Raw genomic sequence first — 15,003 nt, forward strand, 5'->3', positions numbered from 1 at the left:
GAATTTTCGTGAATTTGGCTTTAAGCCTGTCCCTACAAAACGATGTGAAATTTCACCGCACTTTATAATGTACTTCACTCAACGCACGCAATCTTTCTGCCGCCTGTTCCGCCGTTAAATCGCGTTGGCTTTCGCCGAGCATTTCGTAGCCCACCATAAACTTGCGTACGGTGGCGGAACGTAAAAGCGGCGGGTAAAAGTGGGCGTGCAGTTGCCAATGTGCGTTTTCTTCGCCATTAAACGGGGCGGCGTGGAAGCCCATGGAATACGGGAAAGAGGTTTCAAACAGGTTGTCATATTTAGTGGTGAGCTTTTTAAGAATCACCGCCAAATCTTTCGCCTGCGCATCGCTTAATTCCGTTAAGCGTTTAACGTGGGCTTTCGGTAGCAATAGGATTTCAAAAGGCCAGACCGCCCAATAAGGCACGACGGCAAGCCAGTGCGCGGTTTCTACCACGATGCGCTCTTTTCTTTCCAATTCCTGTTGAACATAGTCCACCAACAGCACGGCACCATGTTTTTCATAATATTGACATTGTGCTTTATCTTCCCTAGCCACCTCGTTCGGCAGGAAGCTGTTCGCCCAGATTTGACCATGCGGGTGTGGGTTGGAGCAGCCCATTGCGGCACCTTTGTTTTCAAAAATCTGTACCCATTGGTATTTTTGCCCCAGTTCACGGAGTTGTTCCTGCCACACTTTAATGACTTCCTCGATCTCAAGTGCGGTCAATAATGGCAACGTTTTGCTGTGGTCGGGCGAGAAGCAAATCACACGACTTTCTCCACGGGCTTGCGAACTTTGGAACAGTGGATTGTCGTTCTGCTGCGGTGCCGGCGTATCTTCCAACAGTGCGGAAAAATCGTTTTTGAATACATAAGGCTTGTGATAATCCGGATTCGGTTCGCCGGTGATGCGTTTATTACACGGGCAAAGATAGCAGCTCGGGTCATGACTCGGCTTTTGTTCTTCACTCACTTTTTCCCGTTGTCCTTGCCAAGGGCGTTTGGCACGGTGGGGGGAAACCAAAACCCATTGGTTAATCAACGGGTTATATCGGCGATGGGGGTGTTCTGTCGGGTCAAAAACGGTTGACATAATGTGCCTCGATAAATTGATTTTTAGCTTATGAAAACGATTACAAAAAATATGTCATACCATACCATATTTAACGAAATAAACTGTTAGCGGGATCACAAAAATACATTTCGCCCATGCTTTATCGTAAAAACACGTCAGAAAACGGAAAATTTTGTGACGAACCCGGCAATTTTTAAAGTAAGCGTTTTCAAAAAGAAAAATTTAGGATTATGATTTGCCTAATTTTAACGACATAATAAAGGTATTCCATGGTCACAATTCGAGATGTCGCCAACCAAGCCGGCGTATCTGTCGCAACGGTTTCCAGAGTATTAAACAATCATCCTTCAACGAAGGACAAGACCCGCCATTTAGTGTTAAATGCCATTGAGCAATTAGGCTATCGCCCTAACGCCAACGCGCAGGCATTGGCTTCGCAAAGTTCTGATACTCTTGGCGTGGTGGTCACCGATGTCACGGATTCGTTTTTCGCCATTTTGGTTAAAGCGGTAGATCATGTGGCAATGGAGCACGGCAAAAATATTTTGATCGGCATGGGATACCATCAGGCGGAAAAAGAACGTGATGCAATCGATACCCTGTTACGAAAACGTTGCAATTGTTTGGTGGTGCATTCTAAAGCTTTGGATGATCAAACCCTGGCGGAATACTTGGATTCAGTTCCCGGCATGGTGATTATCAATCGCTGCATTAAAGGTTATGAATCCCGCTGCGTCAGCCTGGACAATCGAAAAGGCACTTTTATCGCCACCAACACCCTGATTCAAGCCGGTCATCGACATATCGGTTACATCGGCTCCAATCATAAAATTAACGATGAAACAGAACGTAAACAAGGTTATTTGAATGCGCTGACCGAACACCATATTCCTATAGTAGAAAACGCCATTGTGCATAATTCACCGGATTTTGAAGGCGGGGAAGAAGCCATGATTAACCTCTTGAGTTATAACGACAATCTCACGGCAGTGGTGGCGTATAACGATTCCATGGCGGCGGGCGCGTTATCCGTCTTAAATGAAAACAATATCAAAGTGCCGAAGCAATTTTCCATTATCGGCTTTGACGATATGCCTATCGCCCGCTATTTGGTACCGAAATTAACTACTATTCGCTATCCCATTGATCTCATGGCGAATTATGCAGCAAAACTGGCACTAGGTCTGGTGGATATGGACATTTGCCTGCCCATTAACCCCCAATTCAATCCGACCTTGGTTCAACGTTTTTCCGTCGAAAATATACATCACACGGGAGAATAACGCTAAATTTTAACTATTTTTTACATTAAAGATGTAATCGTTTTCATAAATGTGAATATGATCACAGTCTTGAAACATAAAAACCTGTATGCTACGTCCAATTACCTGAGTACCGATTGCAGTGTAAAAAGGTAAGAATTGATAATAATTCCTTAAAAATTATCATGTTAAATACCTCTTCCAATTTTAAAACAGTCAATGGAGAACATCTAGTATGAAAAAAACAGTATTAAGTGCGGTGGTTTTCTCGATAGTTTTTGGTATCGGCATCAGTACAACACAAGCAGAAACCCGTATCGGTGTAACCATTTACAAATATGATGACAATTTCATGTCTTTAATGCGTAAAGAAATTCAAAAAAATGCAGAACAATTACAAAACGTAAAACTGCTGATGAATGATTCTCAAAACGCACAATCTATCCAAAACGACCAGGTGGACGTATTACTTTCCAAAGGTGTGAAAGCGCTTGCCATTAACTTGGTTGACCCTTCCGCCGCACCGACAATTATCGGCAAAGCCAAACCGGATAATATCCCGGTGGTGTTCTTCAACAAAGATCCGGGTGCAAAAGTCATTGGCAGCTATGAAAACGCTTATTATGTAGGTACGGATCCGAAAGAATCCGGTTTAATCCAAGGGGATTTAATCGCTAAACAATGGAAAGCCATGCCGGCATTAGACTTAAATAAAGACGGCAAAATCCAATATGTGTTATTAAAAGGCGAACCGGGCCACCCTGATGCGGAAGCACGTACCAAGTATGTGATTGAGCAACTAAACGCGCAAGGCATTCCAACGGAACAACTCTTTATCGACACCGGGATGTGGGATGCGGCACTGGCAAAAGACAAAATGGATGCGTGGTTATCCAGCTCTAAAGCCAATGACATTGAAGTCATTATTTCCAACAACGACGGCATGGCGATGGGCGCATTGGAAGCAACCAAAGCACACGGCAAAAAATTACCGATTTTCGGGGTAGATGCGTTGCCTGAAGTATTACAACTCATCAAGAAAGGCGACATTGCAGGTACCGTATTGAATGACGGCGCGACTCAAGGTAAAGCGATTGTGGATTTATCCAACAACCTGGCAAACGGCAAACCGGCTACCGAAGGCACCAAATGGGAGCTTAAAGATCGCGTTGTGCGCATTCCTTATGTTGGCGTAGATAAAGACAACTTGTCTCAATTCTTAAAATAAATCATTTGTTTTAAATTCAGAGGGGAAGGCATAGACACTGATGAAGTCTCTTCCCCTTTTTTGTGAGGTTGGATATGACAGAACAAAATCAAAGTCCAAGCGGAAACCAAAGTCAAAGCGGTGAAGTGCTGCTTACGATGAAGGATGTCAGTAAATCCTTTCCGGGCGTAAAAGCCTTAGATCAGGCGAATCTGACCGTCCGTTCACATTCTGTACACGCATTGATGGGGGAAAACGGTGCGGGTAAATCCACACTGCTAAAATGTTTATTTGGTATTTATGCTAAAGATGAAGGCGATATTTTATTTTTAGGCAAGCCCGTTAACTTTAAAACCTCAAAAGAAGCCCTGGAAAACGGCATTTCCATGGTGCACCAGGAATTGAATCTGGTGCGTCAGACCAGCGTAATGGATAACCTGTGGCTCGGACGTTATCCGCTGAAAGGACCGTTTGTGGATCACGCCAAAATCTATCGTGATACCAAAGCCATTTTTGACGAGTTGGATATTGATATTGATCCGAAAGAAAAAGTGGCGAAACTTTCCGTTTCTCAAATGCAGATGATCGAAATTGCGAAAGCGTTTTCTTATAACGCCAAAATCGTGATTATGGATGAACCGACATCCTCCCTTTCCGAAAAAGAAGTGGAACATCTGTTTAAAATCATTCAAAAACTCAAAGATCGCGGTTGCGGCATTATTTATATTTCCCACAAAATGGATGAAATCTTGAAAATTTGCGACGAAATCACCATTTTACGCGATGGCAAATGGATTAACACCGTGCCGGTGAAAGGTTCCACCATGGAACAAATTGTTTCCATGATGGTGGGTCGTGAGCTGACCCAACGCTTCCCGGAAAAAACCAATACGCCGAAAGAAGTGATTTTAACGGTAGAAAATCTGACCGCACTTAATCAACCGTCCATTCAGGACGTGTCATTCGATTTGCGCAAAGGTGAAATTTTAGGTATCGCCGGCTTGGTCGGAGCAAAACGTACGGATGTGGTGGAAGCCATTTTCGGCGTGCGTGAACTGAAAAGCGGCACCATTACCTTGCACGGAAAAACAGTGAAAAATCACACCGCACTTGAAGCCATCAATAACGGCTTTGCGCTGGTGACCGAAGAACGCCGCTCCACCGGGATTTATTCCAATTTAAGCATTGAATTCAATTCTTTGATTTCCAATATGAAATCCTATCTCACCTCCTGGAAATTACTGAGCAACAAAAAAATGCGCAGCGACACCCAATGGGTGATTGATTCCATGAACGTGAAAACACCGTCCCACAAAACCACGATCGGTTCCCTTTCCGGCGGTAACCAACAAAAAGTGATTATCGGACGCTGGTTACTTACCCAACCGGAAATTCTCATGCTGGACGAACCGACCCGTGGTATCGACATCGGTGCGAAATTTGAAATTTACCAACTCATTCAGGAACTCGCCAAAAAAGACAAAGGCATCATTATGATTTCTTCCGAAATGCCTGAATTGCTTGGGGTCACCGACCGAATTTTGGTGATGAGTAACGGTAAAGTCGCCGGTATTGTGGAAACCGCGAACACCTCACAAGAAGAAATTTTGCAACTTGCGGCAAAATATTTATAAATAGGAAAGGAATACATTATGAGTGCTTTAGAAAAAAATAAATCCTTTGATTTTCTGAAACAGAATGCGATTTATTTTGTGTTATTGATTTTACTTGGCATCATCATCGCACAGGATCCGTCATTTCTTAACTTAATGAACTTCAGTAACATTCTTACCCAATCTTCCGTGCGTTTAATCATCGCCCTTGGGGTTGCCGGCTTACTGGTGACACAAGGCACCGACTTATCCGCTGGTCGTCAGGTTGGTTTGGCGGCGGTGATTTCCGCCACTATGTTGCAATCCATGGAAAACATAAACCGCGTGTTCCCGGATTTGGGCGAAATTCCGATTCCGGTAGTCATTCTTGCGGTCTGTGCCGTGGGTGCGGTTATCGGTTTGGTCAACGGCTTAGTTATCGCTTATCTGAACGTGACACCATTTATCGCCACCATGGGCACCATGATCATCGTGTACGGTTTCAACTCCCTCTATTACGATACCGTGGGCGGTTCCCCGATTGCCGGTTTCAGCGAAAACTTCTCCACCTTCGCTCAAGGTTTCTTCCGCATCGGCTCATTTAAACTTTCCTACATCACCATTTACGCCGCCATTTGTGCCTTCCTGGTGTGGGTCATGTGGAATAAAACCCGCTTCGGAAAAAACATCTTCGCCATTGGTGGCAACCCGGAAGCGGCAAAAGTGTCCGGTGTTAATGTAGCGCGTAACCTCGTGGTAATCTACATCATCGCCGGGATGTTCTACGCCTTCGGCGGTATGTTGGAGGCCGGTCGTATCGGCAGTGCGACCAATAACCTCGGCTTCATGTACGAATTAGACGCCATCGCAGCCTGCGTAGTGGGCGGCGTCTCCTTCGCCGGCGGTGTGGGTACGGTTATCGGCGTTATCACCGGGGTGATTATCTTCACCGTCATCAACTACGGCTTAACCTACATCGGCGTCAACCCTTACTGGCAATACATCATCAAAGGTAGCATCATCATCCTTGCCGTTGCCATCGACTCCTTGAAATACGCGAAGAAAAAATAATTTTCTACAGAAAAACGCCATAAACAACGACCGTACTTTTTGAAGTGCGGTCGTTGTTCCAACCGTTTTTCGATCAATAACCTGCCAACCACTCCCGTAATTTCGCTACATCGGTTTGCCATTCTTTTGCCAGCAAATTCACCCAATGAGCGATATTGCCCTGCCAGTCTGCCGTGTCGGCATTCTGTGCCTGCGCGGCAATCCATTGTAAGCGTTTTAACCCCACGGAAGCCAGTGCGCCTTTGATTTTATGCACGATGGATAGCACCTCCGGTTGAGTGTGCGGATCGTTCAAATACGCCTGATAAGCCTGTTGTAGCTCGGCGACATAATCCTGCATGGTTTGCTCGAATAAAATGAGATTGTTTTTCACGAAATCCGCCCCCAGCATTTCCACCAACTCCGTGAGCATTTTCGTATCCAACTCCACAGATTCCGCTTGCGGTTTATTGCTCGGCAGGTTGAATTGAGTCAGTTCTTCGCCGAAATAATCATGCAGGCAATGTCTCAGTTCCTCTAAAGAGAGCGGCTTATGAATCACATCGTCCATGCCTTGCGCCAGATATTCCTGTTTTTTCTGCACCACATTTGCCGTCAGCGCAATAAGCGGCGGGAGAAAATCATAAACGCCGTTTTCGTAGTTTTGGCGGAAGTGGGCGGCAATATCAAAGCCTGACATATCGGGCAGCTGAATATCCAGAAACACCAGATCGTAGTAATTTTGTTCAAATTTGCGAATGGCTTCGGCGCCGGTCATGGCGATATCAATTTGATAACCCAATTTCTCCAACATAGATTTCGCCACCACCACATTCACTTCAATATCTTCTACCAAAAGAATGTTTAGTTTTAGCGGCAAATGTTCATCTTCTTCTACCGGCTTGATAGCTTGTCGGGCTTTGAACGTAAATAAGAAGGTCGAACCCTTGCCCACTTCGCTACTGACGGTTAAATCGCCACCCATCAGTTGTGCAATGGTTTTTGACACGGACAACCCGATGCCGCTGCCTAAGGATTTATTAGCATCAGAACCCGCTTGATAATATAGTTCAAAAATCTTCTGCAAATCCTGCTCGACAATACCGATACCGGTATCTGTTACGCGCAACGCAAATTCTTCCTCTGCTGTCTGCTCCACAGATAAGGTAACGCTGCCCTGTTGAGTGAATTTCACCGCGTTATTGATCAAATTCCACAGCACTTGGTTTAACCGCACGCCGTCCAACATCAGCCAATTAGGTAGCGTCGGCGGGCAAACCAATTGAAATTGCAAATGCTTTTCTTCCGTCATTAATAACGCGAAATTGGCAATGTCATTGAGCAACGCGTATAAATCCGTGGCTTTACGATTGAGTTCAATACGTTTCGCATCAATTTTTTCTAAATCAATGATGTCACTAAAAATATGGGCGAGAGAAAGGGCACTGCTGTTGATAGTTTTAAGATAATTTTGTTGTCGTTCGGAGGGATTTTCTTCCAACAAAATACGGCTCAAGCCGATAATGCCGTTTAACGGCGTGCGTAACTCGTGACTGATGGTGGTCATCAAGGTGGTTTTATCGCGGTTGATTTTTTCCAGGTTATCCAAAGCTTCCGACAATTTCTTCTCCGCCGATACCCGCTCTTGAACTTCTCTGCGCAGCTCTTCTACGGAACACGAAAGCGCCTGACGGGAGTGTTCCAGTTTTTCCACCAATACCGTGAAAAAATAAATCACAAAAGGCGCAGAAATCAAACCGAACACAATGGAGCGTGCCACATCTGCCCAAAGAATTTTCCCCATTACCAACAAACTAAGCAGAATTTGCGTACAAAGTGCCAGCACCGCCAGCACCATTACGCCAAGCAAAGAAAAGCGAATGCGCCCGAGACGGATCACCCAATCCACATAGCGTCGAACAAAGTCTCGAACAAAGTCTTTAAGATTTTTCATAGCATTTCGTGACAAGAGAAAAAGGATGAGTATTGTACCCTACAGAAAATACGCGGAGAAGTTTTGCCCAGACAAAAAAGTGCGGTCGAAAAACACAATGAATTTCGACCGCACTTTAAGAGAAAAATTACCCCGAGAGATTAACCGTTGTAACGTTTGAACACGAGGCTGGCGTTAGTACCACCGAAGCCGAAGCTGTTAGACATCACAGTCTGCAAACCGGCGTTTTCAACGGTTTCAGTGACGATGTTACAACCTTGCGCCTGTTCGTCCAGAGTCTCAATGTTAATGCTTGGGGCGATGAAATCATTGTGTAACATTAACAAAGTATAAATGGCTTCATGCGCGCCAGCTGCGCCTAAAGAGTGACCGGTCATGGATTTGGTGGAAGAAATTGCCGGGATTTTATCGCCGAACACATTTTTAATCGCGCCCAATTCTTTCACATCACCCACCGGGGTGGAGGTACCATGTACGTTGATGTAATCAATAGGCGCATCCAAACCTGCCATCGCTTGTTTCATACAGCGCTCTGCGCCTTCACCGCTCGGTGCCACCATGTCATAGCCATCGGAAGTGGCGCCATAGCCCACGATTTCCGCATAAATTTTCGCACCGCGCGCTAACGCGTGTTCCAATTCTTCCACCACCACGACTGCACCGCCGCCGGCAATCACGAAGCCGTCACGGTTGGCATCGTAGGCACGGGACGCTTTGGTCGGGGTGTCGTTGTATTTGGTGGAAACAGCGCCCATGGCGTCGAATTCAGTGGCACATTCCCAAGACAGCTCCTCCGCTCCACCGGCGAAAACGATGTCTTGCTTGCCTAATTGAATTAATTCGTAAGCGTTACCGATACAGTGTGCGGAAGTGGCGCACGCGGAGCTGATACTGTAACTCACACCTTTGATTTTGTACGGGGTTGCCAAACAGGCGGACACGCTGGACGCCATGGTTTTGGTTACTGCATAAGGACCGATAGCTTTCACGCCGCGCGGACCGCGTACGGCGTCACAAGCAATTAATTGGTTATGGGCGGAACCCGTGCCTGCGCCGATCACCAAACCGGAGCGCTCGTTGGAGACTTGATCTTCCGTTAAGCCGGCATCTTCGATGGCTTCTTTCATAGAAAGATACGCATAGGCGGCAGCATCGCCCATGAAACGATAAATTTTACGATCAATTAATTCGCTCGGATTAAGTTTAACGGTGCCCGCCACATGGCTGCGCATTTTCATTTCGATAAATTCGGGAACCACTTCAATACCGGATTTACCGGCTTTTAACGAAGCCAATACTTCTTCTTTATTGTTACCAATACTCGAAATGATACCAAATCCGGTAATTACGACTCTTTTCATTCTCTGTTCCTTAATCTGTTAGAGGGAAATTCGACTTACATATGTTAGCTGAAAGGCAATTTACTATGAAATCAGAATATTGCAAGCATTAATTATAACGTTAGACCAGTTAGGCAAAATCGGCGTATCATATAGCCATCTTGAAAATTAACAGAGGAAAGCAAGACCAATGCGCGTTATTACTCACGCCGACATCACATTCAACCAAGAAAACACGCCCGTTTCCAATCAATTTGATGACGTCTATTTTTCCAATCAGGACGGTTTAGAAGAAAGTCGCCATGTTTTTCAACAGGGCAACCAATTATGGCAGCGCTGGCAAAGTCATGAGCCGGCGCATTTCGTCATTGCGGAAACCGGCTTCGGCACAGGGCTGAATTTCTTTGCCGTCACAATGCTTTTCCGGGAATTTCGTCAGCAATTTCCGCAAGCAAAATTACGACGCTTATTTTTCCTTTCCTTTGAAAAATACCCGCTGACCTCGGAAGCCCTGAAACGCGCCCATCAGCATTACCCACAATTTTTCGCCCTCGCCGAACAATTACAGGCGTATTGGTTGGAACCCATTGAAGGCTGCTATCGTTTTCATTTTGAAGAAACTACCCTTGATTTATGGTTCGGTGATATTCACACCAATTTGCCGCAACTCGGCGATTATATGCGGGAGAAAATCGACGCTTGGTTTTTAGACGGTTTCGCGCCGAGCAAAAATCCCGAAATGTGGAACGACGGACTGTACGCGCAAATGTATCGCTACACCAAATCGCACGGCACCTTCGCCACCTTCACCGCAGCAAGCGCGGTGCGCAAAGGCCTGGAAAATGCGGGATTCAGCGTGCAAAAACGCAAAGGCTTCGGCAAAAAACGGGAATGTTTGGCGGGTGAAAAAACGTTTATAAAACCCACCGCACTTTTCACCCCCTGGTATCTTCCGCAAGCGGCACAATTTCAAGAAAAAGCCGATGTCGCCATTATCGGCGGAGGCGTGGCGTCGGTGTTTACCGCTCTTTCCCTCATTCAACGAGGCACCAAGGTCACCTTGTATTGCGAAGATCCGCAACCGGCGATGAACGCTTCCGGCAACAAACAAGGCGCTTTTTATCCGCAACTCAGCGACGATGACGAACGCAACATTCGCTTTTACATTCACGCCTTTGCTTACGGCTTACAACTGTTACACGAAGCGGAAAAACACATCGACTTTGAACATGAATTTTGCGGCGTGGCATTGTGCGGCTATAACGAAAAAAGTGCGGTCAAATTACATCACATTTCGCAATATCACTTGCCCACCGATCTTTATCAAGCCTTAACGCAGGCGGAATTAAGCGAAAAAGTCGGTTTGCCGTTGCCTTGTGGCGGCGGATTTATCCCCCAAGGGGCATGGCTTGCGCCACAGCAACTGGTGCAAAATCTTTTTGCGCACTTACAACAACAGGGCTTGATCTTAAAAACGCAGGAAAAAATGACAGCACTTTCATGGCTGGGCGACCACTGGCAGCTCACCAATGAACAAGGCGAACGCTTTCAACATCAAATTGTGGTGCTGGCGAACGGACATCAGCTCCCTCAGTTCCTGCAAACGCAGCATTTGCCGCTCTATGCCGTGCGCGGTCAGGTCAGCCAAATTCCTACCTCGGCAAATTTGTTGAAACTGAAATCCGTGCTCTGCTACGACGGCTATCTCACGCCTGCGGATCAAGCAAAAACCAGCCATTGCATCGGTGCCAGCCATGTGCGCGATTGCGCCGACCGCACCTTCAGCGAACAGGAACAACAGGAAAATCAGGCAAAAATCCAAAGAAACTTAGCCGAAATGCCTTGGGTAAACGATGTGGATACCTCCGCCAATTTAGCGCGAATCGGCGTGCGCTGTGCCGTACGGGATCGTATTCCGATGATGGGAAATGTGCCTGACTTTGATCGCCAATGTGCGGATTACAAAAATCTGTTTAACCTCCGCCGCCGCAAACAATCCATTCCGCCTGCCGCCCACTATCCGAATCTCTATTTAATCGGCGCCCTCGGCTCACGTGGCTTAACCTCCGCTCCGATATTGGGCGAAACCTTAGCGTCATTGATTCACAACGAACCACTCCCGCTGAGTGAAGACTTAATTCACCACCTATCAGCAAGTCGCAGCTGGATACGTAAGCTGCTGAAGGGAACGTCCATTGAAAATCTCTAATAACTTTATGATAAGACCTATTCCACCGATGAGATTTATTTCCTTCAAAAGCTGAACAATCATGACATATATCAAATAAGCTCAATGTAACTTATCTTTATTTCTTGCAAAAGAAATGAATTTCATTATCATTGCGCGAATTATTTTCATTTATCCACAGAAGTAAAATTCGCATACCGAGGGTCACATATGAGCAAATTAAAATTAGGCTACCTCTCCTCTCATATTATTTTCCTTGCTTTAAGCGTTTCCACTGCCTACGCCCAAAACGACACACAGGAAAAATTAAATGAAATTGTGGTTTCAGGCAGCAGTGAAGGCAATGGAAATTCTGATGATAGAACCCCGCCCAAAATCGGTGAAACGGTTAAAAGTGCGAAAAAATTAGAGAAGCAACAAGCTCAAGATGTAAAAGATTTAGTTCGTTATGACACCGGTGTAACGGTAGTCGAAGCGGGGCGTTTCGGTAATAGCGGCTTTGCTGTGCGTGGTGTGGAGGAAAATCGGGTTGCGATTCAAATTGACGGACTGGCACAAGCAGAAACCATCTCATCACAAGGTTTTAAAGAATTATTTGAAGGTTACGGTAATTTTAATAATACACGTAATAGTGCAGAAATTGAGACACTAAAACAAGTCACGATCCGAAAAGGTGCTGATTCTTTAAAATCAGGTAGTGGCGCATTAGGTGGTTCGGTCAGTTTTGAAACCAAGGATGCACGCGACTATTTGACCGATAAAAACTATTATGCTTCCTACAAGCGGGGCTACAACACAGCAGATAACCAAAATCTCAATACACTAACGCTTGCCGGTCGCTATAAATATTTTGACGCAATTGCTGTTTTTACATCACGCAAAGGACATGAATTAGAGAATTTTGGTTACAAAAACTACAACGAGAGAGTTCAGGGAAAAACCAGAGAGAAGGCCGATCCCTATCGCCGCACTTTAGACAGTAAATTGTTGAAATTTGCATTTCAACCAACAGATAACCACCGCTTCTCCGTTATGGCAGATTTATATAAGCAAACCTCTAAAGGACATGATTTTTCTTACACATTAAAGCCAAATACTCAATTTAGAACCTATGATGAGGAAGAGTTACGTCACACCAATGATAAAGTAGAACGTAAAAATTTCGCCTTTACCTATGAAAACTTCACAACAACACCGCTTTGGGATACATTGAAAATCACCTATTCCCAACAAAAAATTACAACCCGAGCAAGAACAGATGATTATTGTGATGGAAATGATAAGTGCCCTACCTCACAAAATAAGTTAGGTATGAAATATAATGAGGATAATAAACTTGTCGGTAATGATAATAAATTAGCCAAATATACAAATACTCCGGCACAAACAAAAACAATAAAAGAGCAAGTCCCTTTAGATCCAAGTAGCACTGCAAAATACCGGTGGCAAAAAGCACAATGGCATGTGCTGGAACAAAAATATCCGGGGGTAAAATATTCTAAATACTGTGAAGAAGATGAAACAGATCCGAGTAATTTCTGTACTGTTGAACTAAAAATCCCCGGAGCTCCGGCTAAAAAATCCTTTGAAATAAATGGGAAAGAATACGATTTAAAATCGGAAGAGGTTATTGGTGATGAACAAACTCTGACAACAAATACTTCACATATATTAAGCTGTGATGCTATAAACTGTAATAAAAAAACGATTGGGGGTTTTCAACGTGATGGAACACCGGTTGATATTCCATTCGAAGTTTTTGAACGTGATGGTAAAAAATATGCCAAAACTAAAGTAATGAGTAAGGATCAATTAAGCGGTCCGGTATTTTTCATGCCAAATAAATCCGGCTATCAAGAAAACTTATGGACTCAGCGTGATCTTACAACCAAAACAAAGCAGATCAATATTGATTTAACAAAGCATATTGAAATCTCCGGTACAGAACATGATCTGTTCTATGGTGGGCTATGGGCAGAATCTAAAAAAGAAATGATAAATATTTCAGGCATCAGTGCTAGAAATATAAAGTGGTGGGCTCAGTATCCTAAAGATTGTTCACCTTCAATAAATAATCCGGATCGCTACAACGCACTTTGCAATAGAAAGAATGTTTATTCTTTCCTAATTCCTGTGAAAACTAAAACAGGTGCACTGTACTTTATTGACGATTTCAAATTAAATGATTACTTCAGTTTCGGTGTCGGTTACCGTTATGACCGTGTGAAATATAATCCGGAATATATCCCTGGCGTCACCCCCAAAATTCCTGATGATCTGGTAACTAATCTGTATATAACAGATCCAAAGTTTGATCCATCCGATTTAACATCTCCTGAAAATCAGGCAAGACGGGAAGCTAACGCAAATGCGAATATTAAAAAAATTGCACAGCCGAAAAAGTTCTCTGCCAGCTCATATTCATTGAATACGACGGTAGATCCACTAGATTGGTTACGTTTGCAGGCGAAATATAGCAAAGCATTCCGGGCACCAACCGGTGATGAGATTTATTTTACCTTTAAACACCCTGATTTCTCTGTATTACCCAATAAGGATCTTGAGCAAGAAACAGCAAAAACGAAAGAATTGTCCGTAACCTTACATAATGATATGGGTTATATTTCTACGTCTGTATTTGAGACCCGGTATAATAACTTCATTGATTTGGTATACAAAGGCAACAAACAACTACAAGGGCATTCTAAGTTACGCCCGTTTAATGTATATCAAAATATAAACAGACCCAATGCAAAAGTAACGGGTTTTGAAATCGTATCTCAAATTTCTCTTAATGATTTAGCAAAAATCCTTAATGGATTTAATTTAAGTTATAAATACACTTACCAAAAAGGGAGAATGGATGGCGATATTCCGATGAACGCAATTCAGCCCAGAACGGCTGTTTATGGTATAGGTTATGTTCATTCTGATGATAAATTCGGTTTAGATCTGTATATAACTCATGCCGGTGCAAAACAAGCTAAAGATACTTACAATATGTACCACAAAGAGGAAGGAAAAAAAGACAGCTCCATCAAATGGCGTAGTAATTCTTATACAACGATAGATTTACTCGGTTACATTAAGCCAATCAAAAATTTAACTTTAAGAGCCGGAGTGTATAATCTCACAAACAGAAAATATATTACTTGGGATTCTGCGAGATCAATCCGCCCATTTGGTACAAGTAATCTGATTGACCAAAAGAGTGGATTGGGTATCAACCGCTTCAACGCGCCGGGTCGTAATTATAGACTTTCAATGCAACTTGAATTCTAACCAAACAAAAAGGAGAAGCCCTCGCTTCTCCTTTTCTTTCGCTTTAAAGT

The 15,003-nt window shown here is 44.2% G+C and carries 9 protein-coding genes; 6 read left to right on the forward strand and 3 right to left on the reverse strand.

Features of this window, described 5'->3' with window-relative positions; genetic code table 11:
* Nucleotides 1-52: 52 nt before the first annotated feature.
* On the reverse strand, nt 53-1,096 hold the full coding sequence (gene galT / locus A3CS_RS0100480) for a galactose-1-phosphate uridylyltransferase (RefSeq protein WP_005546591.1): 1,044 nt from the start codon (nt 1,094-1,096) through the stop codon (nt 53-55).
* 251 nt (nt 1,097-1,347) lie between these two features.
* On the opposite strand from galT, the gene A3CS_RS0100485 reads away from it, so the two are divergent.
* The 4 genes from A3CS_RS0100485 (at nt 1,348) to mglC (ending at nt 6,210) form a co-directional block, all read left to right on the forward strand.
* A complete protein-coding gene (locus A3CS_RS0100485; RefSeq protein WP_005567849.1) occupies nt 1,348-2,361 on the forward strand; it encodes a substrate-binding domain-containing protein in 1,014 nt (337 codons plus the stop codon).
* Between the two features lie 214 nt (nt 2,362-2,575).
* On the forward strand, nt 2,576-3,568 hold the full coding sequence (gene mglB / locus A3CS_RS0100490; protein WP_005587985.1) for a galactose/glucose ABC transporter substrate-binding protein MglB: 993 nt from the start codon (nt 2,576-2,578) through the stop codon (nt 3,566-3,568).
* Nucleotides 3,569-3,642: 74 nt separating this feature from the next.
* Complete coding sequence (mglA, locus tag A3CS_RS0100495) at nt 3,643-5,181, forward strand: galactose/methyl galactoside ABC transporter ATP-binding protein MglA (protein WP_005546586.1); 1,539 nt, start codon at nt 3,643-3,645, stop codon at nt 5,179-5,181.
* An 18-nt stretch (nt 5,182-5,199) separates the two neighbouring features.
* On the forward strand, nt 5,200-6,210 hold the full coding sequence (mglC, locus tag A3CS_RS0100500) for a galactose/methyl galactoside ABC transporter permease MglC (RefSeq protein WP_005546584.1): 1,011 nt from the start codon (nt 5,200-5,202) through the stop codon (nt 6,208-6,210).
* Nucleotides 6,211-6,283: 73 nt separating this feature from the next.
* On the opposite strand, the gene A3CS_RS0100505 is transcribed toward mglC, so the two are convergent.
* Nucleotides 6,284-8,143, reverse strand: a complete 1,860-nt coding sequence (locus tag A3CS_RS0100505) for an ATP-binding protein (protein ID WP_005546582.1) — start codon at nt 8,141-8,143, stop codon at nt 6,284-6,286.
* Nucleotides 8,144-8,283: 140 nt separating this feature from the next.
* Nucleotides 8,284-9,504, reverse strand: a complete 1,221-nt coding sequence (gene fabB, locus A3CS_RS0100510) for a beta-ketoacyl-ACP synthase I (RefSeq protein WP_005551205.1) — start codon at nt 9,502-9,504, stop codon at nt 8,284-8,286.
* Between the two features lie 169 nt (nt 9,505-9,673).
* Here fabB and mnmC point away from each other — a divergent pair, with 169 nt between their 5' ends.
* Both mnmC and A3CS_RS0100520 read left to right on the forward strand, forming a co-directional pair.
* Complete coding sequence (gene mnmC / locus A3CS_RS0100515; protein ID WP_005546579.1) at nt 9,674-11,692, forward strand: bifunctional tRNA (5-methylaminomethyl-2-thiouridine)(34)-methyltransferase MnmD/FAD-dependent 5-carboxymethylaminomethyl-2-thiouridine(34) oxidoreductase MnmC; 2,019 nt, start codon at nt 9,674-9,676, stop codon at nt 11,690-11,692.
* 189 nt (nt 11,693-11,881) lie between these two features.
* Nucleotides 11,882-14,953, forward strand: coding sequence for a TonB-dependent hemoglobin/transferrin/lactoferrin family receptor (locus A3CS_RS0100520; protein ID WP_005546577.1), 3,072 nt, complete (start codon nt 11,882-11,884; stop codon nt 14,951-14,953).
* The last annotated feature ends 50 nt before the right edge of the window (nt 14,954-15,003 follow it).

The sequence above is a fragment of the Aggregatibacter actinomycetemcomitans DSM 8324 genome, assembly GCF_000372365.1.
Classification (GTDB): Bacteria; Pseudomonadota; Gammaproteobacteria; order Enterobacterales; family Pasteurellaceae; genus Aggregatibacter; species Aggregatibacter actinomycetemcomitans.

What these genes read in the sequence shown, in the direction of transcription:
- galT (WP_005546591.1), bottom strand. Translation starts at nt 1,096, where the DNA reads ATGTCAACCGTTTTTGACCCGACAGAACACCCCCATCGCCGATATAAC.
- A3CS_RS0100485 (WP_005567849.1), top strand. Translation starts at nt 1,348, where the DNA reads ATGGTCACAATTCGAGATGTCGCCAACCAAGCCGGCGTATCTGTCGCA.
- mglB (WP_005587985.1), top strand. Translation starts at nt 2,576, where the DNA reads ATGAAAAAAACAGTATTAAGTGCGGTGGTTTTCTCGATAGTTTTTGGT.
- mglA (WP_005546586.1), top strand. Translation starts at nt 3,643, where the DNA reads ATGACAGAACAAAATCAAAGTCCAAGCGGAAACCAAAGTCAAAGCGGT.
- mglC (WP_005546584.1), top strand. Translation starts at nt 5,200, where the DNA reads ATGAGTGCTTTAGAAAAAAATAAATCCTTTGATTTTCTGAAACAGAAT.
- A3CS_RS0100505 (WP_005546582.1), bottom strand. Translation starts at nt 8,143, where the DNA reads ATGAAAAATCTTAAAGACTTTGTTCGAGACTTTGTTCGACGCTATGTG.
- fabB (WP_005551205.1), bottom strand. Translation starts at nt 9,504, where the DNA reads ATGAAAAGAGTCGTAATTACCGGATTTGGTATCATTTCGAGTATTGGT.
- mnmC (WP_005546579.1), top strand. Translation starts at nt 9,674, where the DNA reads ATGCGCGTTATTACTCACGCCGACATCACATTCAACCAAGAAAACACG.
- A3CS_RS0100520 (WP_005546577.1), top strand. Translation starts at nt 11,882, where the DNA reads ATGAGCAAATTAAAATTAGGCTACCTCTCCTCTCATATTATTTTCCTT.